Raw genomic sequence first — 24,924 nt, 5'->3', positions numbered from 1 at the left:
CGACTCACTAAGCGGTTGCCAGCGCAGCCTGGCCTAGCGGATCGCGTGTTCGGTTTCAGCGTCGAAGAAGAGGATCTCATCTTCCTGTGGCCGCACGTAAACAATGTCGCCAGGCTGGGGGCGCGCCTTGCGGTGAAGCATTACCGCAACTCGTTCAGGAGCGGTAACAACACCGTTTGCATCTACCATTTCGCCGTAGAGGAAAGCTTGTGAGCCCAGGAGTTCAACGTGGCTGGTACGGATCGGAATTCCGCCTTCAGAGGGCGCAACCACGTCCCATGCTTCGGGGCGCACGCCAACGATTACCTGCGCTCCGGCGGCCTCGGCGACATTTCGCGGGATGTGCACGCCGTTGCTGCCCAGGAGGGCTCGGCCGTCATCCACGGTCGTGTTGAAAAGAGTGATTGCGGGCGAGCCGATGAATCCGGCGACGAAAGCATTGTTGGGGTTGGAGTAGAGGTGTTCGGGCGTATCAACCTGCTGGAGCTGGCCGTCCCGCATTACGGCAACGCGGTCTCCCATGGTCATGGCTTCCACCTGGTCGTGGGTCACGTATACCGTGGTTACGCCCAGGTTGCGCTGAAGGTTCGCGATCTCGCCGCGCATCGTGACGCGTAGTTTGGCGTCGAGGTTGGATAGTGGCTCGTCCATGCAGAACACGGTAGGTTTGCGCACGATTGCGCGCCCCATCGCCACACGCTGACGCTGACCTCCAGATAGTGCGGAGGGTTTGCGCTCCAACAGTTCATCGAGTTCTAGCATGCTGGCCGCCCACTGCACGCGTTCTTTAATTTCGCTCTTGGACACCTTCATGTTCTCTAGCGCAAACGCCATGTTTTGCGCCACGGTCATGTTGGGGTACAGAGCGTAAGACTGGAAAACCATGGCAACGTCGCGCGAACGAGGACGCACGCCGGTCATGTCTTTATCACCAATGAGAACACGGCCAGATGTGGTGGGCTCCAGGCCTGCAACCATGCGTAACGAGGTGGATTTCCCGCATCCGGAAGGCCCAACCAGTACAACGCATTCGCCGTCTTCTATTTGGAGGTTGAGCGAATCAACTGCGGGCTTGGAGGCGCCAGAGAAGACTCGGGTTGCGGATTCAAAAGTCACACTAGCCACGGTTTGTCCTTCAGTAGTTATCTAACTTGGATCTAGGTCCATATTGTTGGCCTCTTAGGGTGGCCGTGCCCCACTTGCACTCCCCGCCAAGTGGGGCACGGCCGCAGAGCTAAGCTCTGCTTATTGAAGAGGCCAAAATAATTCGATTTACCAAGCCGCTACTTGAGCTTTGGCTTGATGTCGGAGTCGATGATTCCCTGCTGTTCCTCATCGATTTGCTTGAAGGTCTGCGCAACGTCAGCGCCCTGCGCGATCTTATCTAGCGCTGCACCAATACGCATACCACCGCCGGAAACGTAGACGCGTCCAGCATCCTGCTTCTGGGTGAACTCAAGCTGGTCTACAGCGGTCTTGAAGTTCGGGTTCTCCTCGAAGTACTTCTTTGCCTCATCGGTCTCCTTGGCGGAGATGCGTACCGGCATGTAGCCCGTGGACTGCGAGAACTTCACCGTGTTTTCCGTGTTGGTGAGGAAGGCGAGGAACTTAGCTGCGGCTTCCTTCTTCTCAGACTTGGCCGCGATACCAACGCCAGCACCACCGGTGGGACATCCGGGAACACCCTCGGGGGTGGGAAGGAAGGCAGTGCCTACGTTGATCTTGCCGTCCTCGCTCACTCCCTTAAGCGAACCGGTGGATTCGAGCATTGCCGCACCCTGACCGGATACGAACGGAGCGGTGGCTTCCTTAACCGCCTTGAAGTAGCCCTGGTCGAACTGCGACTTAAGGAATTCGCCGGCCTTCACAGATTCCGGCGAAGACATGGACATGGTGTAGTCCTTGGAGTAAGCACCACCCATTGACCAGATCATTCCCTGGAAGTACCAGTCCATGTAGGAGGAACCATCCGGAATCACCAGCGGAGCCACGTTCGGGTTGGCCTGCGCAAGCTTAGGAGCGAACTCGTCGTTCCATTCCTGCCAGGTGTTCGGGCCGCGGTCAGGCAGACCGGCTGCCTGCCACATATCCTTGTTGTAGTAGAACAGCGGCGTGGAGCGCGCGTAAGGTACGGCAAAGTGCTTGTCGTTTAGCACGTACTCGTCGTAGAGGCTGGGAACGTAGTCAGCGGTGTCTGCCGGGTCCAGTAGCTCATCTAGCGGAGCCAGCTGATCGTTCAACGCGAAGTTGAACCAGGTGACGTCGGATGCGACAACGAGGTCGGGCACCTGTCCACCCGATAGCGCGGCGTTAAACTTTTGGGCCACTTCCTCATAGTTCTTACCCGCGTCGGTCAGCTTAACCTTGATGTCCGGATTCTCAGCCTCGAAAGCTGCGATCATCTCTTCTTCAAGAGCCTTCGACGAGCCGGGATGGTTTGACCAGAACTCGATGGTGGTAACACCAGCTTGGTCAGCGCCGGAGTTGTCTGCACCGTTGTCAGTTGGGGCACTGCCTGTTCCGGCGCAACCTGCGAGGCCAAGCGCGACGGCCGCGAAGCCGGCGATGCCAATGCGTCGAATGTCCATTTTCTACCTTTCAGGTGATTGTTGTTTTGGGATGGATCAGATGTTGGTGGCGCGTTTTGGGATTACCCCTTGACGGCGCCGGATGTTAGCCCCTTGATCATGTTCTTCTGCAGAATCAGGAAGACGATGAGTACGGGGATGACAGCTAGTACGGTTCCGGCCATTACGGGCCCCCAGTTGGTCATACCTTCGTTGTTTTGGAGGAAGGTAAGACCGATTTGGAGGGGCGCAGTGGACTCGTCGTCCGACATGAGGAACGGCCAGAGGTATTCGTTCCAGTCATTGACGATAGTGATGAGGGCAAACGCAGACAGCGTGGGCCACGACATCGGAAGAACGATGCGGAACAGAAGTTTCATGGGACGCGCTCCGTCCATTCTTGCCGCCTCAATCACTTCGGTGGGTAGTGACATGAAGTGGTTGCGCATTAGGAATGTGCCAAACGCGGTGCCTGCAAGAGGCATGATTATGCCGATGAAGGTGTTGCGCAGACCCATGGTTGCGATGAGCGAGTAGTTGGAGATGACGGTGATCTGATTAGGCACCATCAAGGACGCGATCACAAACAGGAATACGAGGTTGCGCCCAGGGAAGCGCAAAAGTGCGAGGGCGTAGGCTGAGGCGACTCCCAGCGCAATCTTGATGGCCGAGAGAACCGCGGTAATGATGATTGAGTTGCGCAGGTATTTTCCGAACGCGAGGTCACTGCGAACCGTCTCAAAGTTGTCCAGCGTCCACGGGTTAGGCCAGTAGTTAGCCGGATGGGTGTAAATATCGCCGGGAGTTTTGAACGCAGCAATCACGATCCAGTAGATGGGCACGAGGATGATGGCTAGGGACAAAGCCATGGCAAGGTAGCCAAGGACTTTGAATCCCCAGTGCTGGCCCACATAGTTGAGTTCTTCATGAGAATCACTGTTCTTCTGGTTTTTCTTTCGAAGAGGCATGCGTAGAGCGCTCACTTTTCACCTCGCTGCATGTAACACACTTGAATCATGGTGACTACCAGCAGGATGAGGAACAGGATGGTTGCGACGGTTGCGCCGTATCCCGCACGAGAATTCACAAACGTTTCTTGGTAAACCTGGTAGACCATCGTGGTCGTTCCAGTGCCCTGCGGGCCACCCCGAGTCATTACGTTGATAATGTCGAACACCTGCATCGAGTTGAGCAACACGGTGATTGACAGGAAGAACGTTGTGGGGCGCAATTGGGGCAGAAGCACGCGGGTGAGGTGCCTCCACGCAGAGGTTCCATCGATTTCTGCCGCTTCGTCCAGGTCTTTGCGCCGGCCCTGCAAGGCAGCGAGGTAGATGACGAAGCTGTAGCCCAAGTTCTTCCAAATGTAAGTCAGGGTCACCATGAAAAGAGCCCAGCCGGGGCGTTGATAGAAGTCCGGCGACTGGCTACCCAAGCGAATAAAAATGTCTGCAATGAGGCCGAAGCTGGGGTCGAACACGAACTGGAAGGCAACCCCGATTGCGGCTCCAGAGATGATGTAGGGCGCAAACACTACCGAGCGAACAAAGTTTCGACCCTTTAGCTTTTGATCGAGCACAAGGGCAAGGCCCAGGCCCAGTAGTAACGATCCGATCACGGTTGCCGCTGTGAAGACTACGGTGTTGGTGACCACTGTCCAAGTATTTGGATGGCTCCACCATTCTTTGTAGTTAGCAAATCCGATATATTCCGCAGTCGGTGAGGAGATGTTCCAGTTGGTGAATGATAGGCGGATATTATCGGCAAGGGGACGGTAGGTGAATACCGCGAGGAAAATCAGATTGGGAACAAGCAAGATTGCTGCTAGCCACCACTCGTTCCGGTCAGGCCGGTCTGAGCGTTTTTGCAGCGTGTCACGCCGTTCTTTGGCAGACGTAATCGACCACATGCGTGAAACTGTAGGGAGGCAAAGTTAACGGCAGGTGTCGCGGCCAGGAACGATCCGTGTCGGACAAGTGAGCCCCAGGCCACTAAATTTAGAGAAGCCGTAAAACACGCGGATTCCAGTGTTGCCGCACCGAATTACTTGTTAAGTTTTGCCTCGCGCAATCGTGGTTTTACATGACGAAACCTCCGCTTTCGCGGAGGTTTCGTTTCTGTGCGATCTTAAACTAGTTGCGCGCCCTCAGCCAATGACTTCAACTTCGCCCACGCTATCGAGGGATGAATACGTCCCCCGAAGCCGCAGTCCGTGGATGCCACCACCCGATCTGGGCCAACGATGTCCACAAATCTGGAAATGCGTTGAGCTACCAGCTCAGGGTGTTCCACAACGTTTGTAGAGTGACTGACGACGCCAGGAACCAAAACCAGGTTCGAAGGCAGGTCGACTTCACGCCACACCGTCCACTCATGTTCGTGGCGCGCATTGGCTCCCTCGAACGAAATGTATTTGGCGTTGACGGTCAAAACGTTGTCCACGATTTCCTTCAACGGAATATCCGTGGTGTGCGGCCCGTGCCAAGAACCCCAGCAAAGATGCAGGCGCACCAGATCAGGATCAATCCCTTCTAGCGCGGTATTAATCGCATCAACACGCACCTGGATATAACGCCTGTAGTCATCAAAACTGGGCGCAGGATTGATTTGATCCCACGATTCCGCCAGTGACGGATCATCGATCTGCACGGTGAGGCCCGCGTCCGTAATGGCGCGATACTCTTCGCGAAGGGCTTGCGCCCACGCCTGCACGACCTCTTCATCATTGTCGTAGTAGGCGTTAGACAGACGGGCTGCCGAGCCGGGGGAAACCGCAGCTATAAACCCGTCTTTGCGATCAATTCCGTTAGCCTCAAGAGCACTGACCAGCGCATCAATATCCTGCTTCACAGCGTCATGACCGATGTACTCGATCGGCCCTGTAATAACGGGGAAATTTTGCTTTGTCTGTTCCTCTTCAGAGAGCTGTTTCACGCCTGGCATTACCGCAGCTTCCGGATCGGAATAAACGTCTTTGAACTTCACCCAATCTCGACGCTGCTCGAACTCCACCAAACGGATGTTTGATCCGGGTGCAGGCGGCGCAAGCGGATACTCTTTGTCAGTCATTTCGAGCCCCGCAAAACGCGAGAACGAGTAGTACCACCACGGACCGAAATCGAGTTTTTCAGTCATTACGTGGCCGTACTCACCGTCATTAACCCAGTCAATTCCGATCTCTTGTTGCCTTGCAACAACATCATTTACCGAAGACTGAAGGATCTGGGCGAACATGGTCTCTCCCATTTCCTTTCTCCTCAAATTTGCGTTGAGCAGTTCTTCGGTACGCGGCAGGGAGCCGACATGGGTGGTACGAATCGCCATCTTTCCTCCTTCAACAGTAAATCGACGATGGTGCTTTTCAAGATAACAATTTTGGGAAGAAAGAGTTCAGGGCCGTCACAATCCGGTCACGCAAGTGGACAGAGTGCCACGATGTGCTAAAGACGCGTTAACAAAAAGCCCCCGCTTTCGCGGGGGCTGGCTCAGAGCCGCCTGTGGGAATCGAACCCACGACCTATTCATTACGAGTGAATCGCTCTGCCGACTGAGCTAAGGCGGCAACGCCACAAGGCACGAGCCTTACTCTAGCGAATGAACACCCCCACCGCCAAACCGCGCGCTGTGATCTACAACCGACTGAGAGGCCTCGCCGCTCGCAGATAACGGCAACCAAACCGTGAGCGCTCCATCCTTCGGCCGGAGTGCTAATCCGGTAATGCGAGATTGCCTTTCACTGCTTGGGTAGCTGGCAAGTTTTACCCTCGTCAGGCAGCTTGCCGGCCAGCATGAAGTCATCAACCGAATCAGTCACGCAGTTGCCCGCTTTACGCGAGTAGGCCGTGTGCTTGAGCCCCTCCACTTTGAGCAAGTGGCCAGACTCCAACTGCTTCGCCAAGCTCTCCGCCCAGTAATACGGAGTTGCCGGGTCAAACGTGGTACCAATAACCAGAATCGGATCCGCGCCGCTTGCTTTCACCTCTCGACGAGTGTCACGGGACTCAACCGGCCAGCCTTCAATAGACGCAGAAGAGTAGATGAACCCCTCGCCTAGTAGCGGCGAATTGTGCAAGATCCGGTCCGCATACATCTGCATCTGCTCATCGTCCAGCGCCTTGTAATCCAAAGAGTTAATCACCGTGAACGCGTCAAACGAGTTGGTTTTATAAGATCCATCATCTTGCCTATCCGCATACAGGTCAGCAACCTGCAACAAGATGGACCCATCTTTTTGGCCCATTGCCTGCGACAGGCCCGCCCACGCCACGTTCCAAGTTGAATCGTCATACATGAGGGCGAGGATGGCAGACGTTGCCAACGCTTTGGTGAGCGGGCGTCCCGGGTCAGCAGTAGGCAAAGGCTCATTCTCCAAAGTCTCCAACCACTCGCCTAGTTGCTCTTTCATCTGATCCATGGTGCCCTTGAGCGGAATCTGCCCCTTCTTTGAGCCCGCATCTAGCCAGAAGGCGAGAATATTTTCAAACCCAGAAGCCTGGCCTTCTGCGACCTCGTCCACTGGGATTGACGGGTCAAGCGCCCCATCGAGCACAAAACGCCCTACCTGTTGTGGGAACGTGTCCACGTACAACGCTCCGAGGAACGTGCCGTAAGAAAAGCCCATGTAGTCGAGTTTTTCCTGCCCGAGCGCTGCGCGAACTATGTCCATGTCACGCATTGCAGATTCAGAGTCAGAATGTCTGGCCATCTCTGGCGACTTCTCCAGACATGCCTGGCCCAGTTTGCGAGACGCTTCGCGGATCTCCTCCACCGTTGCGGGAGCATCCTCAGCCCTAAACTCGTCAGTTTCTTCCGCGGTTAGACAACGCACGGGAGCAGAAAGTCCAACGCCCCTCGGATCAACGGCAACGATGTCGTAGCCTGCCATCAGCTTCTCGGTAAACGTGTAATCCACCATGCTTGGTAGCGACGAAACCGCGCTACCTCCGGGCCCACCTGGATTGAACACAAGCGGCTTAGCGCCTGCAGACTTTGAGTACTTCACCAGTTGCAACTCGATGGTGCCATTGCTCGGACTCTCATATTCGAGGGGCACGGTGACTTTCGCACACTTAAACTCTTTTTCCGCCGCACGCCCATCCGTAAAGTCCATTACGGACGCGTCACCATCGCAGTTTTGCCAGCCGGCGCGCTGATCGTAAAAAGTTTGAAGTGCCGGCTCGGGAGCCTCTATCTGAACTGTTTCCTCCGGCACCCGCGCCTGCGGCGTAGTAGAACACGCCGACAACAGGAGCGTTATCGCGCCAACTGTTGCCAGGAGCTTCACATTCTTCACGGTTCTTCTACCTTCCTGGCACCAGTGCCGCTAACAGGGCTTCCATGATCAGGAGCGGTTTCGTATTTGTTTGTAGCAACTGCCGGCTACGTTCCACATGGCCAATGGATTCCAACGTTGCATGCACATCCAGTTTTCGCGCCCGATCGCGAAGCATGTCATCCAAGCCCACGCTAATTTGCCCCACTTCAGCGCCTAACTGCCCCGCCAGCAAATCTCTAAAGAACGCCAACAAATCAAGCAGAACCCTATCCAACGCATCGCGCTGCATACGCGTTGCCTGACGCTTTTGCTCTTCCTTCAAGTTCTTAAAGTGATAGCGCATATGGGCCGGAATCGACTCTCCCTCACCGATTCCCAATGCTCGGCGAAGTTCAGCCTCCTCCGCTTCGAACGCCACTTCTTGCCGCTTCGTTTCAATCTCCGTAGCACGCGTCATCAGGGTTTCCGCGTTCAACACGGCCTCGCCAATCGACGTAGCACTCAGCGCCAAATCCATCAGCTCTTGGTATTCGCGGATCTTTGTGTCATCACTAGCCAAGCCCTTAGCTCGACCAATGTGGGACTGCGCCAGGCGCGCGGCAGCAGCCGCCCGCTCTGGAGTTACCCCGTACTTATACGTAAGGAGCTGCGCCACGTCACCGGCCGGCGGGATGCGAAGCGCCAAATGCCTACACCGCGAACGAATCGTGGTGATCATGTCTTCCAGGCTCGGAGTACACAGCAACCAAACTGTACGCTCAGGAGGTTCTTCAATCGCCTTAAGCAGCGTGTTTGCTCCACGCTCCATCATGCGATCCGCATCCTCAATGAGGATTACACGCCAGCGACCCCGCGAAGGCGCAGACTGAGATTGATACACAAGGTCACGGATTTGCTCGATCGGGATGATCACCGAGCTGGTCTCAACATCCGTCACATCACCATTTGAACGGGCCAGCGTAGAGGCACAGCCTGGGCAAGTGCCGCACCCTACCTCTTCACCCGTGCACTGCAACGCTGCCGCAAAGGCCCTGGCCACACTCGAACGCCCCGACCCCGGAGGACCCGTGATTAGCCACGAGTGCGTCATGGCCCTAGCGTTCTCAATATTTTCAGGATTCTCTACGATGTCGCGGGCACGCCTTGCCGCGGCCTGTAGCGTCTCAACGGCACGGGCCTGGCCTACAAGATCATCCCAAACACTCACGCTTTGCCAACTTTGTTTGCCCGCAAATGCTTTTCAACTAGCGGTTCCAAAGCCCGGCGAATCTGCTGTTGCACGCTCTCAATATCACCAGAAGCATCAATCACGCGATAGCGGTCCGCATAGGTTTTAGACAGCTCGTAGTACTGCTCGCGAACGCGATGCTGGAACGAGTTTGGCTCCCTCTCCAACCGGTCCGGCTCGCCCGTACGACGCTCAAATGCAACCTCCGGATCCAGATCCAAGAAGATCGTCACATCCGGCAATAATCCCCTAACAGCCCACAGATTCAACTGCAAAATCTCATCCACGCCCAGCGCACGCGCAGCACCCTGGTATGCCACAGAAGAATCCAAGTAGCGGTCTTGCAACACCACCTCGCCGCGAAGCAATGCCGGGCGCACCTTCGTTTCCATGTGATAGGCGCGCTGCGCAGAATACAGCAGGGCCTCCGTGTGAGGATCCATGTCATCCGGACCATGAATGATGAGCTCGCGGAGCTTCTCCCCCAGCTCGGTGCCACCCGGCTCGCGCGTAAGCAACGGGGCAACCCCGCGCTCCTTAAGCCACTGCTTGGTTAGCGCGATCTGTGTGGATTTACCGCAAGAGTCGCCGCCCTCGAACGTAACGAACAAGCCGGGGTGGGTATCAGTTGAACTCATATAAATATCCTCGCATGAGGGTAGGACAAATTATTTAATCCGCCCACCCGGCCGCGCTTACTACTACTCAGCGGCCTTCTTCGTTGCGGTTTTCTTTGCAGCAGGCTTCTTCGCAGTTGTCTTTCTTGTGGTTTTCTTCTTCGTAGTCGTTTTACGCGTAGCCCGTTTTGCCGGCCCCTTCGCCCGCTTTTCCGCCAAAAGCTCAAAAGCGCGCTCTTCGGAAAGCCCCTCAACACTTTCACTACTGGGCACGGAAATGTTGGTAGTACCGTCCGTAATGTACGGGCCCCAACGGCCATCCTTAACCGTCACCTTCTTTTGCGAAACCGGGTCTAGCCCAAACTCACGCAAAGGCGGCTTCGCTGCCCTGCGGCCCCGCGTCTTCGGCTGTGCAAGTAGCGCCAACGCATCCTCGAGGCTGAGCGAGAAAATCTGCTCCTCGCTCTCCAAAGAACGCGAATCAGTGCCTCGCTTAATATAGGGCCCGTACCGGCCATTCTGCGCGGTAATAGGCGTGCCCTCCTCATCCTTGCCAATCTCGCGCGGCAAAGACAGAAGCTTCAGAGCCTGATCAAGCGACACAGTTGCCAAATCCATCGACTTAAACAGGGAGGCCGTAGCCGGCTTAATCTTCTTCTTCGAGCCGGCCTGCTCCTCCTCGCTAATAACCTCGGAAACGTAGGGGCCAAAACGGCCATTCATCGCCACAATGTCGCGGCCATTCTCCGGATTCATACCGAGCACGCGGCCGTCATTTTCAGCTTCCTTGAATAGTTCCGCAACCTTATTCGGCGTCAGTTCATCCGGGGCGACGTCGCTCGGAATATTCGCGCGAGCCTCATCCTCGCGCTCCAAATACGGCCCGTAACGACCCACACGAACCGTTATGCCACCACCCAAATCAAGCGAGTTCACCGCGCGCGCATCAATATCTCCAAGAGACTCAACCTGGTGGCGAAGCCCCTTGCCATCAGCCGAAACCTTCGGCGCGTCATCCCCCTCACCCAGGTAGAACGACTTCAGCCAGGCCACCGCATTTTGATCCCCAGCCGCAATATGGTCCAGATCCTGCTCCATCGAAGCCGTGAAATCATAATCCACAAGATTGCCAAAATGCTTCTCAAGCAACCTCGTAACCGAGAACGCCAGCCAAGACGGAACCAACGCCTGCCCACGCTTCGTCACATAACCGCGATCCGTAATCACCGAAATCGTTGCCGCATACGTAGATGGACGGCCGATCCCGCGCTCCTCCATCGCCCGGACCAACGAGGCTTCCGTATAACGCGGCGGCGGCGTGGTCTCATGCCCCTCAGCGGTGGCACTCACAACATCAACTAGCGCGCCCTCGCCCAACTTCGGCAAACGCTGATCACCGGACTGCTTATCTGCGTAGCGCTCCGCGTCCCGGCCCTCCTCATAGGCCGCCAAGAAACCGCGATGCGTTATTACCGTGCCCGAAACCGAAGCGATCACATCATGCTCCCCGGACGCGAGCGGACCCACCTCGTTCATCGAAGGCGTACGCATCGCGATTCGGAGCGTATCCGTAGTACCCGTAGCGTCCGTCATCTGCGACGCCAACGTGCGCTTCCAGATCAAATCGTAGAGGGCAAGCTGCGCTGAACTTAGCTTCGTTGCAAGCTCAGCCGGCGTGCGGAAATGGTTACCCGCCGGACGGATAGCCTCATGCGCCTCCTGCGCACCCTTTGCCTTCTTCGCATAAACCCGCGCGGATGACGGCACCGAATCCGCCCCAAACATTTCGCGAGCCTGCGCCCGCGCCGCCGAAATGGCCTCCTTCGACAGCGCCGTAGAATCCGTACGCATGTACGTGATGTAACCGTTTTCGTACAGCGACTGGGCCGTTCGCATTGTGTCGCGTGAATTCCAACGGAGCTTACGACCTGCCTCCTGCTGCAACGTCGAGGTTGTAAACGGAGCAGCCGGACGCCTCTTATACGGCTTTTGCTCCACCGATAAAACCTTCGCGCCGCCCGCGCCCAGGCCGGAAAGCACATCCGCGAGCGCCTTCGCGGCGTCCTCGTTCAAATGTAAAACCTCAAGCGGCTTCTTCAGCTGGCCGTCATCACCAAAATCACGGCCCTGCGCCACGCGTAGCCCGTCCACCTGGCTAACCCGGGCGGTGAACTTGCTGTCAGCCTCAAACTCGGCCTCGATATCCCAATAATTAGCGGCAACGTGAGCCATGCGCTCGCGCTCACGATCAACCACCAGGCGCGTAGCCACCGACTGCACGCGGCCCGCCGATAGCCCGCGATTCACCTTGCGCCAAAGCACCGGGGAAACCTCGTAGCCAACCAGACGGTCAAGAATTCGGCGCGTCTCCTGCGCATCAACCAAACGCGTATCAATATCACGCGTATTCTCAAGCGCCGCAGTCACCGCGTCTTTCGTGATCTCGTTGAACACCATACGCTTAACCGGCACCTTCGGCTTCAAAACCTCCAAAAGATGCCATGCGATGGCCTCACCCTCGCGGTCCTCATCCGTTGCGAGGTAGAGTTCGTCGGCCTCTTTAAGCGCGCGGCGCAACTGCGTAACCGTTTTCTTCTTATCCGGGTTCACCATGTAATAGGGCGCAAAATCGTGTTCGACGTCCACGGCGAACTTACCGAGCGGCCCCTTCTTTTTATCCGCAGGAAGCTCCGAAGGTTGCGGCAAATCACGAATGTGCCCAACCGAGGCTAAGACAGTAAAGTCCGGGCCAAGATAGTTAGCAATCGTCTTCGCCTTGGCTGGAGACTCCACAATAACGAGTTTGTTACCCGCCACTTTTTCCTCTTCCTTCCGCTACTAGCGGATACGGATCATTCCCTAAAGTCGAACCCGAAACGTCGGTTGTTAAACAACTTTTGCACAAGTCCTATCACAGACGCCAACCAGAGAAACACGCAAACCGCGTCTTAGGCTGTCACCCGCTTCAACATACCAGCCCGCACAAGTAGCCCAAGCTGGCTGTACACATGCTTAGAGATTACATCTCTATCCTCATCCGTTAGCACGTGCAGGGCCGAAATGATCTGGCCAATCGCCAGCTCCCCATCACACGCCCCCAACGCCGCTGCCATCCACGAGTTCAACTGGATTCGCCTGCCAAACCCGCCTCCCTGCGTCGCAATAATCACCTGCGGGTCCGTGGCTCCCGGCTCGTAATGGCGTTCCTCGCGCACGTCACTTTCGCGCACAAAAACAGCATCTTCAGAGGTTTCCGGCGTTATCTCGAACCGGAAGATTTCACTCATTGCGCTGCCAATGTAGTCACCCGAAGCGCTCTGCGAAGTCACCACCTGTTCACAGACAATCGAGGGGGTTTGTGAGCCGCGCTCCAGCGCTACCATGCCCAGCCCCACGGCATGCACACCGCGACGCTCAAAATCTGCAATCCACAGCGCGAAGGCGTCCTCGTACTCAGCGGGGCTCATCGCCAGGCGCGCACCGTTATCACGCATCCACATTTCCACATACTGAGCCGGATCCAGCTGTTCGCGCTGTACCACCCAACCATTCAACCCCGCCGCTTCGAGCCACGCGCGCGGATGGCTATCCCACTGCCCCGAGATCTCCCAGTTTCCTAGCAGCAGTGCGCGTCCGTCCGACTTCAAGTGATCCGCCGCGCCCGTGACCACCTCTTTCATCAAATCATCACCCGTGCGACCACCGTCGCGATATTCCACGAGGCCGGCGCCGCGTAGTGAATCCGGGGTGATTACAAACGGAGGGTTAGACATGATCAGATCGAACTGCTCGCCCTCCACCGGGTCATACAGGGAACCTTCACGAGTCTCAATGTCCAGCTCGTTCAACGCGAAATTGAAGCGCGCAAAATCAAGCGCCCGGCCCGACAAGTCCGTTGCCACCACGCGGTTTGCATGCGTTGTCGCGTACATTGCCAACACGCCGCAACCCGTTCCTAAATCCAGCACGCTGTCCACCCGATCACGCGGCGTCAGCTGCAAGAGTGTACGCGTGGCGCCGCCGATTCCCAGCACATGATCGCGACGCGGGGCCATACCGGTCAGCCCCTCGCCCAGGTCCGAAGCTATCCACCAGTTGAACTCGCCATTACTCGTCACCGCCTCATGCGGCTGCAACTGAACAAGGCCGCGCACCTTCCCCTCGCGTTCTTCCACAAGGCCCAAACGCACCAAACCATCCACGCCCACCGTCGGCAGTGCCCTAGCCACCTCAGCGGTGGAAACTTCATCCCAAAGCACAAACAACCGCGCCAATACGCTCAAGTCACCCTGTCCACCTCGAGCCGCAAGCAACGCCGGCACCCGCTCGTTTCGAAGCAGAGCGTTAGCGGCAACCTCGCCAAACAACGCATTCACATCGTCCACGAAAAAGCGGGCGGCAACTAGATCTTTTCGTAAACGGCGGATCAAATCTGGTTCAAGTAACAGAGCGGGCATATTTATTTACTCAACCTTAATGTCATGTAATGAGCTTCAATCATTCTTCCACAAAAGCGCAATATATCAACGAAACGAAGACCGATTTGCAAATCAACCCACCTTCACTTGTAGGATTGCGCACCGGAGATATAGGTCTCACCGGCATGCGAGGCACTACAGCCTTCGGTAGAGTCGAAGTGTCGCAACAGGAAATCCGATGCAGTTATTGAAGTTGACACCGACCTTAACCTAGGAGTTGAACATGGCTGTCTACACCCTGCCAGAACTTGATTACGATTATGCTGCTCTTGAGCCGCACATCTCGGCGCAGATCATGGAGCTGCACCACTCCAAGCACCACGCAAACTATGTAGGTGGCGCAAACACCGCCCTCGAAAAGCTTGAAGAGGCACGCGAAAACGGTGACTTTGCCGCAATCAACCTGTGGGAAAAGAACCTGGCCTTCAATCTTGGCGGCCACGCAAACCACTCGGTTTTTTGGAAGAACATGACGCCAAACGGTCAGGGCCGCCCCGAGGGTGAGCTCGCTGCCGCCATCGACGAGTACTTCGGTTCCTTTGAGAAGTTCCAGGCACAGTTCGCCGCCGCAGCACTTGGCCTGCAGGGCTCTGGCTGGGGAATCCTCGCATTTGACACGATTTCGGGCCGCCTGGTCACTTACCAGCTGACCGATCAGCAGGGTAACATCCCGGTAGGCGTTGTACCCCTCCTCATGCTCGACATGTGGGAGCACGCCTTCTACCTGGATTACAAGAACGTGAAGGCTGACTACGTGAAGGCCTGGTGGAACGTCGTTAACTGGGAGGACGTTGCGAAGCGCTTCGACAACGCCCGCGCCAAGTTCGGTGACCTCCTGGTAGTTAACGCCTAAGCTAACCGCCTGGTAACACTCATTTCAGCCCCGCTCCGTGATTTGGAGCGGGGCTGAAACTTTACCTAAGTAGCGGTCTTCTAGCCGACATCGGCGAGGGCTTCTACCGGGGACGCCTTTGCGGCCAGGCGAGCCGGCATAATCGACGCCAACAGGGCCGCTAGGAACGAGATCAAAGCAGCAACTGCCACTTGATCCCACGGGATAACCAGGTGGCGAGTAGCCTCACCAATGGGAAGCGCGTGCAGGCCAAGCGCCCCATAGCCGATTCCCATGGCCACGCCCACGACGGTGGCAACGCCCGCAATCAGCACGGTCTCCCAGGTGATCATGCGACGAAGATCGCCCTTGGTCATACCAAGTGCTCGCACCATCGCATTCTCACGTCGGCGTTCAACCACGGACAGGGCGAGCGTGTTGGTAACGCCCACAAGAGCCACCAATACCGATACGGCCAGCATGACAACGGTTGCGATCAACATTGATTTGATTGCCAAAACCATTGCCGCACGCTCTAGGGCGCTTCCTCCTATTTGCGGAGCCTGGACTTTGTCCATGAGGTTGTTCCTCGTCTCCAGCACCTGCGAGATGGAAAGCCCGTCTTTTATCCTCACAAATGCCACGGACGAGTCCACTGCCTCCTCGCCGTACATTGCACGCACCGCCTCGAAATCTTTCGAAGATAGCGTGTAGTTCGGGGTGTGCGCAGCCTGCACGGCAAACGTCATCGATTTGTCGCCCGCGCTGAACTGTTTTGTTCCTTCATCCGGGTCGTACAGCCATCCGTCCACCGCAACGGTGCCTTCAGGTGGCGTGGCAACATCAGTGTGGGCGACCTTCGAGAGGTCTGCGGCCTCGTTGATCTGCATATAGCCGTTGCCCATAGGATCAGCCTCGTCACCGGCCGGAACTCGTAGAGTCTTGGTAACTGCAACCTGGGTAACGTTCTCAGTCTTATTAATGGCCGTGATTTCCGCGTCCGTCAAAGGGCGATTATCTTCAGTACTGACAATCAGATCAATCGGACGCTTCTCGTCAATCTCCGTCAAAACGGAGGTTTCCACCGATTTTGCGCCAACAATCATCATGGTCACCAGTGTGATTCCAAGAACGAGGGCAGTTCCGGTAGCTCCGGTACGAGCGGGATTGCGCCACGTGTTTTCACCGGCCATCTGGAAGGTGACACTGTTCTTGCCAATCAGCTTCCCGATGCCTCGCGTAATGTATGGAACCAGCCAGGTCAGAAGCATGAGCGCACCGATGAAGCTGACTACGCCGCCGAGGAACGCGAGACCAAACTGAGCCGCTTCTTTTCCAAAGTCGGGGCTCACGGTGGCAATGGTGATGCACGCGAGGCCGATACCCGTGATTACGATGCCGAAGATCAGGCGGGTGAGCCGCTTGCTCTTCTGCACGGCAGCACTATCAACCGGCTCTAGAGCGACCATTGGCGAAAGGTTTCCTGCTTGGAATGCTGGACGAATACCTGCAATAAGGGTTATCAGTACGCCAATCGCGAGGGCTGAAGCATAACCCCAGAGCGGGATAGCCAAGAACGCGTCAGTCCACTCAGGAACAATTTTTGTGAACTTGTTTAGAAGCGTTGAACTAACCGCACCAAGCAACAGGCCCGCGATTGAGGCCAGCAGACCAACGATCAGGTTTTCTTTGATCATGAGGCCGCGAATCTGCCGGGCATCCGCGCCAATAGCTCGCAGAAGAGCAAGTTCTCGCTTCCGCTGCGCCAACATCACCTGGAAGGTAGTTGAGATAACGATGATAGCGGTAACGGCTGCAATACCAGGGAAAACCAGGACTACCGCAAGCACGGCAGGCATGCCCTCCGCGATGTCCTCCATCTGCTTTTCAACATATTCTTCAGAGGATAGGACAATCTCCTCGGTATCCAAATCTGGCAGGATTTTGTGGGCTTCTGCGCGTACGTATTCAACTGCAGCATCACCCTTCTTGCCATCAACATTGAAGACAACCTCGGACACATAGCGATCTTCATACAGCTTCGGGATTTGGCCGGCGGCATACAGGATGCTTGGCGCCGAGTTAATCCCGTTCTCCACTTCAGTGAAGCCGGAAATCTTGAACTCGCGGTCTATCCCAGTCATTTTGACCTTGCTGCCCACTTTCACGGACAGGTTGGCTTTAACGAACTCGGGAAGCGCCACTTCATCTGATGCGGCTGGTAGCTTACCTTCGGCTAGTTTCGGGTTTCCAAACGGTTCGGGTCGCACCTGCGCGATTCTGAGAAAACCGCTATCGGCCCCGCCGGGAACGGTCACTTCTTCAATGCCGACATATATTGGTTCGCCGTGAACTTTTGGATCGTTTTTGAGGTGTTCCCAGATTTTGTCCGTCGGATTTTGTACGGAGTCATCAAGGTCCTGGTACACGACGTCACTTATGATTCCGTCAGCGCCTAGTACATTCGATGCGACTGAAGCTTTGGCAGAATATTGGAGCGCACCAGCTAGTCCGAACGCGGTGAGTATGAACGCTACCGCGAGCGCCACGGCTATTACTGTGGCCCGGTAACGCGAACCGTGCGACTTCATGTTTGCGGATAGTAAGCCTTTCACCGGGTCACGTCTCCAATCGTTTCGGGCGTTGGCTGCGCAATGTCAGCAACGATGCGCCCGTCTCGTACAACCAGTGTGCGGTCCGCAATCGAGGCGGCGTTCACGTCGTGGGTGACCATGATTACGGTTTGTCCGAGGTGGTCTACGGCGCTGCGAAGCATGTTGAGAACTTCGGCGGAGGCGGCGGAGTCGAGGTTGCCGGTTGGCTCGTCGGCGACGAGGACGGCTGGACGGGACAGGAGTGCGCGGGCAACGGCGAGGCGTTGTTGCTGGCCGCCGGAGAGCTCATGAGGTTTGTGCGTGAGGCGGTCTTCGAGCTGCAGGTTGCGCACGATTTGGTTCATCCACTGTTTGTCAACGCGCTTGCCGGCAAGCCGCATAGGAAGGGTGAGGTTTGCTTCCGCATCAATTGTGGGAACGAGGTTAAAGGCTTGGAAGACAAAGCCGATGTTGTCGCGTCTAAAGTGGGTAAGTACGCGGTCGTTCATGCTGGTGATCTCTCGCCCAGCAATCGTAACGGTGCCTCGCGTTACTGAATCAAGGCCAGCCAACGAGTGCAGGAGCGTCGATTTTCCGGACCCGGATGGGCCCATGATTGAGGTGAACTCGCCCTCGAAAATATCGAGGTCGACGTTGTCGAGGGCCACCACGCGAGTGTCGTCTCGACCATAGATTTTTGTAACGGAACGTAACTGTACGATCGGTGTGCGTTGGCTACTTGCGTGCCTTGCAACCGGCATTGTGTGGGCGGACATTGTTTCCTCTTTCGATAGGTTTAAATCGTTGTTTCCAAACTATCGACAGCCAAGTTTTCGCGTTATCCGGTAACACCCTGGTTTATCCCTGAGTTACGAAGCTGGTTATTTTTGCGAAATCGTGGTTAAAAATCAGGGTGATCCCCGATAGTTTTGCAATCCACCTAATTCCATAATGGAAGTACGAAAAACCTAGTGGTTGGAGGAAATCATGGCACCACGTCTTTACCGTTCGCGCACGGACCGCTACATCGGTGGCGTGTGCGGTGGCCTTGCTAGGACTTACAACTGGGATCCCACTCTTGTACGAATTGTTGCGCTACTGCTAATTCTCGGCATGGGTTCGGGCCTGCTTGTATATCTGATTTTGTGGGCGATCGTCCCGCTTGAACCTGCGTACTGATCTCTATTTGTTTCACTTGCAAGGGGGTGGGGCTCTTCCGAAGTCCCACCCCCTGTTTTACGATCGGTTGATGCGCGTTCTGGCTAAGACTAGATATCTCGGTTCATTTCGTTGTTTAATTGGGCAATAATCCATTCTTCACTGAGGTAAATATTCATGCCTAGCGACCGCGTCCAACGAGCGACAACGATGATTCTTGACGCAATCGTTTCAAAGAAGTTCAAAGTTGGTGAGGCCCTCCCTCCTGAGATTGAGCTTGCGGAGTGGTTGCAAGTTGCGCGTCCAACGATGCGGGAGGCTGTGCGAACACTTACTGAGCGTGGTGTAGTAAACGTGGTGCACGGCCGTGGAACGTTTGTAGTTGACCCGGCCGAGTGGACGGACCTCAGTTCGATTATTTGGTGGATCTCGCAAACGTCGTCTCCAAAAGAGCTGGGAATGTACCTTTCGGAAGTTCGTCGAATGCTAGAGGTTGGCGCATGCGGTTTAGCTGCAGAACGCCGCGTTGATGCCGATATAGAGCACTTGCGACAAAAACTAGATGAATATGATGCCGCCAGCGAGCAGGGCGACATAGAGGCGGCTACTCGCGCCGACCTCGAGTTCCATCAAGCCATCTTAAGCGCCTCTAAAAACCCTTTCCTAGCTTCGATCATGACCCCGCTTTCTACTGCTCTCCATGATTCTCGACTTCTCACAACCTCTGTTCCTCAGATTCGCAAGCGGGCTAGGCATCACCATTTTGAGATTTTGGAGGCCATCGAACAATCCGATGCGCAAAGGGCGAAGGATGCGATGCGAGCTCACATGACTCAGACGAGTTCTGACATTGAGACACACCTGTCGGATTAACTCGTTAGAGGCTCAAAACACTCATTCACGCCCGCCTGATGCTTTAGCGCACGCTGCGGTCGGATAGCGATTTATCCCTTTGCCCTGCACCGTTGAAGCTTCATTCGTTGAAACCTTGACACCTCAACCGGGTAAACCTATTCTTAAATTGTCTTAGACCTCTGACGTCTAAGGTCTCTAGAGTTTCAACAAAGGAGTTGTTGCATGAAGACGCTAGCTGAACTAACTGCGGCACATCCGCCGGCCGTGAACGTCGACGCGCAACGAGTGCGTGATGAAAACGCTCGGACCTCGCCGCCCATCCTTGTGGTGCTCGATGATGACCCTACCGGTACACAGTCCGTATCCGACTTGCCTGTACTAACGTCCTGGGAGCCCGAAGACCTCGAATGGGGATTCAGCACGGGAAAACCAGCTATCTACGTGATGACAAACTCCCGTTCCCTCTCCCCCGAAGATGCGAAGCAGATAAATCGCGAGGTAGTCGAGTCCGCTTACAAGGCGATCAAAAAACACGATGGTCTGGAAATCAGTTTTGTATCCAGATCTGATTCAACGCTACGCGGTCATTTCCCGCTTGAGCCGAACACTCTAGCCGACGCGATGAAAGAGCAGACGGGGCGCGACGTTGATGGCATCGTAGTTCTTCCCGCGTTTGCAGATGCTGGCAGGATCACGATAGACGGGATCCACTATGCGGGGTCTGAGGCTGATGGTTTCACGCCTGTGGGTGAAACCGAGTTCGCCAAAGACGCAACGTTCGGTTTCAGTTCCTCGGCGTTGGCCGCGTGGATTGAAGAAAAAACAGGCGGTGCTACAAAGGCCAGCGACGTCATTGCAATCGACTTAACGACACTTCGAACCGATCTTGACGCTGTCGTCGAAAAGTTGCGTGCCGCTAAAAACAGGCAGCCGATCATTTGCGATTCTGTCACTGAAGATGACCTGCGGCTCCTTTCGCTTGCGCTGAATCAGGCAGAAGCTGCCGGCTCAACTTTTCTATACCGAGTTGGCCCCCCATTTGTCAGGGCCCGCATCGGACAAGATCCTAAATCCCCGCTTACAACAAAAGAGGTGGAAGAATCCCGACAGGGACGAAGCACTGTGCCAGGCGGGCTGATCGTTATCGGAAGCCACGTAGATCTAACCACTCGTCAGTTGAACTATTTGCGCGACAACGTTGAACTGGAAGAGTATGAGATCGATGTTCAAAAAATTCTTGATGACAACGCCAGAGATTCGCATATCGCCGATGTTATAAACAGTGCGATTTCGGGTCTTGATAACGGCCACGTTGTTGTTCGAACATCGCGCAAACTGGTGCGAGGTAACGATGGTGCTTCATCACTTGAAATCTCCCGACGGGTATCAGCAGCGGTTGTCGACGTCGTGCGAGGAATCGTTGGACGCACCACTCCTCGATTCGTGATTGCTAAAGGTGGAATCACTTCATCTGACGTGGCTTCGAAGGGATTGGGCATTAGGCGCGCAACCGTTATCGGCCCCATGCTTCCCGGAATTGTTTCACTTTGGAGCGGACAGAACGAGCCTGCTCGCGGCATTCCTTACATTGTTTTCGCAGGCAATGTGGGCAACGAAACTTCACTGGCCGCCGTCGTAGAAAAACTTTCAAACTAATCTTCTAAGGATCAAAGGAGATCAAAAATGTCTAAGAAAATCGCTGTTTTGGGACTTGGCGCTATGGGCCTGCCCATCGCCACTAACCTGAACAAAAAGTTTGCGGTTACCGGTTTCGACCCCGTTGCAGAGCGAACCTCACTTGCTGCAGATGCCGGTATAGCTACGTTTTCGTCGGCGCGCGAGGCGGCCAACGGCGCAGATTTCGTTGTACTGGCTGTACGTAACCAGGCGCAGCTTGACAACGCTCTTTACGGCGAGGACGGCGTCGTAGCGGTGCTCAACGAGGGAGCTACCATCATCTTGACTTCAACTGTCGGTGTCGACGTCGCCTCTAATGCCCAGGAACCTCTTTCACAAAAGGGTATCGGTTTGGTCGATGCCCCCGTGTCAGGCGGCCCCGTGCGCGCAGGTGAGGGAGACCTTCTGGTAGTTGTCGGTGCGGTTCCCGAGGTATACGAGAGGGCACTACCTGTACTTGAGGAAATGGCCGGAACTCTCGTTAAAGTTGGCGACACGGCCGGCAAGGGACAGGCCATGAAGACTGTAAACCAGCTACTCTGCGGCGTTCATATCGCAGCGGCTGGCGAGGCACTCGCACTAGCGCGAAAGCTTGAGCTTGACGTCCCCCAGGCACTCCATGCTCTCATGTCAGGCGCGGCAGCATCGTTTATGCTCGGGGACCGCGGCGAGCGTATGTTGCGGGCGTACGAAGAAGAGGACGTCGAAGTTAAATCGCGCCTCGACATTTTTGTGAAGGATATGGGAATCGTCACGGATGCCGCTAAATCAGTTGGTTTGGCCGTTCCGGTGGCGGCAGCCGCGCAGCAGGAATACCTCATCGGGGTTGCTCAGGGCATGGCCGCAAAAGATGATTCGTCTGTAATCCGCGTGGTGGCACCGCAGGCTTAACACGTTAGACCGAATGCTTCTTCGTTGGAATCTAAATAGTTTGGGTCCTCAACCTTCAGGTTGAGGACCCAAACTATTTTCGCGTGTTAGATCTTGGTTGGTTCGATCTTCCACACTTCGTTCGCGTAGTCACGGATGGTGCGGTCAGAAGAGAAGCGTCCGGACTCGGTGATGTTCTTCCAAGTCATTGCCGCCCACTTCTTGCGGTCCGCGTAGTCCGCAGCCATTTGGTCGCGCACCTTGCGGTAGTCCTCAAAGTCGCCGAGCAGGTAGTACATGTCGGCCGGCTCGTAGCCGTTCGTGTTGAGGAGGGACCAGCGCAGGTCGTGGAACATTCCGGTACCACCGTCGTCTAGAGTGCCGTCGGTGAACGCGTCGAGGACGCGGCGCAAGCCCGGAACGCTCTCGTACTGGTGGCGCGGGTCGTAAGTGCGACGAAGCTCGGGGAGTTCCTCTTCACGCGCACCAAAGATGTAAGCGTTGTCGTAGCCAACCGAATCCACGATCTCCACATTTGCACCGTCGAGCGTGCCTAGGGTCAGAGCGCCGTTCATCATGAACTTCATGTTCGAGGTGCCGGACGCCTCCTTACCCGCGGTAGAAATCTGCTCAGAAACATCCGCTGCCGGGATGATCTTCTCGGCTGGCGAAACGTTGTAGTTCTCCACGAATACGACCTTCAGAACCTTAGAAACTTCAGGATCGTTGTTGACCAGGCGGCCAACTTCGTTGATCAACTTGATAATCGCCTTGGCACGCACATAGCCGGGAGCTGCCTTAGCACCAAAAATGAATACGCGCGGCGGAATATCTGCCTTCGGGTCATCCTTTAGACGGAAGTACAGGTCAAGCACGTACATGATGTTGAGCAACTGACGCTTGTACTCGTGGAGGCGCTTGATCTGAACGTCAAAAATAGCATCCGGATCAATGTCGATACCCTGACGGTTCTTGATCCACTTCGCGAAATCAACCTTATTTGCGTGCTTAATTTCGTTCAGACGGTCATAGATTTCGTCATTGCCGGCGTCCACGTACTTCTTCAGCACATCGAGGTCACGCACCCACTCGTCTCCGCCAGTCACTTCAGTGAGGAGGGCGGCTAGGCGCGGGTTGCACTGGTTCAGCCAGCGACGCGGCGTTACACCGTTGGTCTTGTTGTTGAACTTCTCAGGCCAAATGTCGTGCCATTCGCCCAGCGTTTCACGCTTAATGATCTCCGTGTGGAGGGCCGCAACACCGTTAATGGAGTAGGACGCGTAGCACGCAATCCACGCCATGTGTACAACACCGTTGGATACGGGAGCCATGTAGTTGATTCGACCGTCATCGAGGCCGAGTTCCTTCATCTCCACACGGAAACGGCGATCGATTTCCCATACGATCTCCATGATGCGTGGGAATAGGCGATCAAAAATCGAGATCTCCCAGGTCTCCAACGCTTCAGCGAGGACCGTGTGGTTGGTGTAAGCGAATGTCTTCGAAACAATCTTCCAAGCTTCGACCCAGCCGAGGCCATGCTCATCCATCAGCAGGCGCATGAGCTCTGGAATAGCGAGCACCGGGTGCGTATCGTTCAGCTGCACGCAGTTGCACTGTGCAAAGTTCTCAAACGTGCCGTGCACTTCCAGGTGGTTCTCAACGATTTCCTGCAAAGAAGCAGAAACGAAGAAGTACTGCTGGCGTACGCGCAGCACCTTGCCTTCATAAGTGGTGTCATTCGGGTAGAGCACGCGAGAAATGTCGTGCGTGCGCTCGCGGTCCACGATAGCGTCGGTGAAGCGCTGCGAGTTGAAGGCGTCGTAGTCGAACTCTTCCATCGGCTCGGCCTTCCACAGGCGGAGCGTGCCAACGTTCTCCGTGCCATAGCCGGTGATCGGCATATCGTATGGAACAGCCCTTACCTTGAGGTCGGCGTAGTCAACGATACGCATTTCTTCCTCATGGCGAATAACCAGAGGGTATCCCTCTTCCATCCAGGAGTCGGGGTGCTCGGTCTGGAAACCACTGCGGAACTCTTGCTTGAAAAGCCCGTAGCGGTACAGGATGCCGTAACCAACTGCGGGGAGGTCCTGAGTTGCGCAAGAATCCAGGAAGCATGCTGCTAGACGTCCAAGGCCACCATTTCCGAGGGCAGCGTCGGGTTCCTCTTCGAGGATCTGTGACAGATCTTGACCAAATGCTTTTGCAGCCTCTTCGGCCTGATCTACCAGGCCAAGGTTGAGGAGGTTGTTAAGGAGGGCTCGGCCCATGAGGAACTCAGCGGAGAAGTAGTGCTGACGCCTTCCCTTGCGGTAGAGCTCCTTGGTTGCGTACCAGTTGTCAGCAATCTGGTCTACCACTGATGCGGATAGTCCTTGCCAGAACTCCATCGGAGTTGAAACTGCCGGGGGCCGTCCAGAGACGGCGCGAACCGCTCCAGCGGATGCCGTCGTAAAGTCGGTCATTCGTTATCCTTCCAAAGTGAACAGACTCGCCAAACCATTTCAGTCAAGCGAGCTTGAACATCGTCGCTAGTTTATCGAGATGGCGCCCATTGCTCGAATTCACCAATGCAATAAATCCCCGTTTTGTGCTCAAGAACACCAGCCAAAGCAATCATTCACTACATGGGCCCGGATTGTCGGCTCCTTTTTTGCGCTGTATCTAACGGCTGTGCGGTTGTAATAGCGCAGGGTTCGCGTCATCTCCTGTCCAAAAACAAGTTTGAAACAACAAGATCGCGGGGGCAGAAAAGATCAATCCGGATTCA

The 24,924-nt window shown here is 55.6% G+C and carries 18 protein-coding genes and 1 tRNA gene; 5 read left to right on the top strand and 14 right to left on the bottom strand.

The genetic code is table 11. The features are described 5' to 3' along the window. Window positions 1-33: 33 nt before the first annotated feature. From HMPREF2854_RS03970 to HMPREF2854_RS03920, 11 genes are all read right to left on the bottom strand, one after another. The gene (locus HMPREF2854_RS03970; RefSeq protein WP_070619225.1) at window positions 34-1,125 is read right to left on the bottom strand and encodes an ABC transporter ATP-binding protein; all 1,092 of its coding nucleotides are present in this window, start codon (window positions 1,123-1,125) and stop codon (window positions 34-36) included. A gap of 158 nt (window positions 1,126-1,283) precedes the next feature. After that, on the bottom strand, window positions 1,284-2,588 hold the full coding sequence (locus tag HMPREF2854_RS03965; RefSeq protein WP_070619222.1) for an ABC transporter substrate-binding protein: 1,305 nt from the start codon (window positions 2,586-2,588) through the stop codon (window positions 1,284-1,286). Between the two features lie 62 nt (window positions 2,589-2,650). Next, complete coding sequence (locus HMPREF2854_RS03960; protein WP_261666650.1) at window positions 2,651-3,550, bottom strand: carbohydrate ABC transporter permease; 900 nt, start codon at window positions 3,548-3,550, stop codon at window positions 2,651-2,653. Beyond that, the gene (locus tag HMPREF2854_RS03955; protein WP_070619219.1) at window positions 3,547-4,476 is read right to left on the bottom strand and encodes a carbohydrate ABC transporter permease; all 930 of its coding nucleotides are present in this window, start codon (window positions 4,474-4,476) and stop codon (window positions 3,547-3,549) included. The genes HMPREF2854_RS03960 and HMPREF2854_RS03955 overlap by 4 nt, the downstream gene beginning before the upstream one ends. A 218-nt stretch (window positions 4,477-4,694) precedes the next feature. Continuing rightward, entirely contained in the window at window positions 4,695-5,891 is a 1,197-nt protein-coding gene (locus tag HMPREF2854_RS03950) for a cobalamin-independent methionine synthase II family protein (protein ID WP_070619216.1), read from the bottom strand. A gap of 165 nt (window positions 5,892-6,056) precedes the next feature. Continuing rightward, a tRNA-Thr gene (locus HMPREF2854_RS03945) sits at window positions 6,057-6,129 on the bottom strand. Between the two features lie 171 nt (window positions 6,130-6,300). After that, window positions 6,301-7,860 (bottom strand): alpha/beta hydrolase, encoded by a 1,560-nt coding sequence (locus HMPREF2854_RS03940; protein ID WP_083309367.1) that lies wholly within the window; start codon window positions 7,858-7,860, stop codon window positions 6,301-6,303. A 7-nt stretch (window positions 7,861-7,867) separates the two neighbouring features. After that, a complete protein-coding gene (locus HMPREF2854_RS03935; RefSeq protein ID WP_070619213.1) occupies window positions 7,868-9,049 on the bottom strand; it encodes a DNA polymerase III subunit delta' in 1,182 nt (393 codons plus the stop codon). Continuing rightward, window positions 9,046-9,708 carry a dTMP kinase gene (gene tmk / locus HMPREF2854_RS03930; protein WP_070619209.1) on the bottom strand — a complete coding sequence of 221 codons (663 nt, stop codon included), beginning with the start codon at window positions 9,706-9,708 and terminating at the stop codon, window positions 9,046-9,048. Before tmk ends, HMPREF2854_RS03935 begins: the two co-directional genes overlap by 4 nt. A gap of 63 nt (window positions 9,709-9,771) precedes the next feature. Beyond that, complete coding sequence (gene topA / locus HMPREF2854_RS03925; RefSeq protein ID WP_070619206.1) at window positions 9,772-12,504, bottom strand: type I DNA topoisomerase; 2,733 nt, start codon at window positions 12,502-12,504, stop codon at window positions 9,772-9,774. A 131-nt stretch (window positions 12,505-12,635) separates the two neighbouring features. Then, the gene (locus HMPREF2854_RS03920) at window positions 12,636-14,144 is read right to left on the bottom strand and encodes a DUF7059 domain-containing protein (protein ID WP_070619203.1); all 1,509 of its coding nucleotides are present in this window, start codon (window positions 14,142-14,144) and stop codon (window positions 12,636-12,638) included. Window positions 14,145-14,388: 244 nt separating this feature from the next. On the opposite strand from HMPREF2854_RS03920, the gene HMPREF2854_RS03915 reads away from it, so the two are divergent. Beyond that, complete coding sequence (locus HMPREF2854_RS03915; RefSeq protein WP_034509031.1) at window positions 14,389-15,018, top strand: superoxide dismutase; 630 nt, start codon at window positions 14,389-14,391, stop codon at window positions 15,016-15,018. 80 nt (window positions 15,019-15,098) lie between these two features. On the opposite strand, the gene HMPREF2854_RS03910 is transcribed toward HMPREF2854_RS03915, so the two are convergent. After that, window positions 15,099-17,612 carry an ABC transporter permease gene (locus HMPREF2854_RS03910; RefSeq protein WP_070619200.1) on the bottom strand — a complete coding sequence of 838 codons (2,514 nt, stop codon included), beginning with the start codon at window positions 17,610-17,612 and terminating at the stop codon, window positions 15,099-15,101. After that, complete coding sequence (locus tag HMPREF2854_RS03905) at window positions 17,609-18,367, bottom strand: ABC transporter ATP-binding protein (RefSeq protein ID WP_070619197.1); 759 nt, start codon at window positions 18,365-18,367, stop codon at window positions 17,609-17,611. Before HMPREF2854_RS03905 ends, HMPREF2854_RS03910 begins: the two co-directional genes overlap by 4 nt. Window positions 18,368-18,578: 211 nt before the next feature. Between HMPREF2854_RS03905 and HMPREF2854_RS03900 the strand changes: the two genes are divergently transcribed. From HMPREF2854_RS03900 to HMPREF2854_RS03885, 4 genes are all read left to right on the top strand, one after another. Beyond that, window positions 18,579-18,770: a PspC domain-containing protein gene (locus tag HMPREF2854_RS03900; RefSeq protein ID WP_070619194.1), complete on the top strand. Its 192-nt coding sequence runs from the start codon at window positions 18,579-18,581 to the stop codon at window positions 18,768-18,770. A gap of 156 nt (window positions 18,771-18,926) precedes the next feature. Further along, window positions 18,927-19,622: a FadR/GntR family transcriptional regulator gene (locus tag HMPREF2854_RS03895; protein ID WP_070619191.1), complete on the top strand. Its 696-nt coding sequence runs from the start codon at window positions 18,927-18,929 to the stop codon at window positions 19,620-19,622. Between the two features lie 204 nt (window positions 19,623-19,826). After that, window positions 19,827-21,260 carry a four-carbon acid sugar kinase family protein gene (locus HMPREF2854_RS03890; protein WP_070619189.1) on the top strand — a complete coding sequence of 478 codons (1,434 nt, stop codon included), beginning with the start codon at window positions 19,827-19,829 and terminating at the stop codon, window positions 21,258-21,260. A 27-nt stretch (window positions 21,261-21,287) separates the two neighbouring features. Further along, window positions 21,288-22,172 carry an NAD(P)-dependent oxidoreductase gene (locus HMPREF2854_RS03885; RefSeq protein WP_070619187.1) on the top strand — a complete coding sequence of 295 codons (885 nt, stop codon included), beginning with the start codon at window positions 21,288-21,290 and terminating at the stop codon, window positions 22,170-22,172. Window positions 22,173-22,258: 86 nt separating this feature from the next. Here the strand turns inward: HMPREF2854_RS03885 and HMPREF2854_RS03880 are convergent, their stop codons facing one another. Further along, window positions 22,259-24,619: a glycogen/starch/alpha-glucan phosphorylase gene (locus HMPREF2854_RS03880; RefSeq protein WP_070619185.1), complete on the bottom strand. Its 2,361-nt coding sequence runs from the start codon at window positions 24,617-24,619 to the stop codon at window positions 22,259-22,261. Window positions 24,620-24,924: the final 305 nt, after the last annotated feature.

The organism is Actinomyces sp. HMSC075B09 (genome assembly GCF_001812395.1).
In the GTDB taxonomy this organism is placed as follows: Bacteria; Actinomycetota; Actinomycetes; order Actinomycetales; family Actinomycetaceae; genus Gleimia; species Gleimia europaea.
Note: the sequence above shows the minus strand (reverse complement) of the source record. Positions and strands in the feature narration are given on the sequence as shown.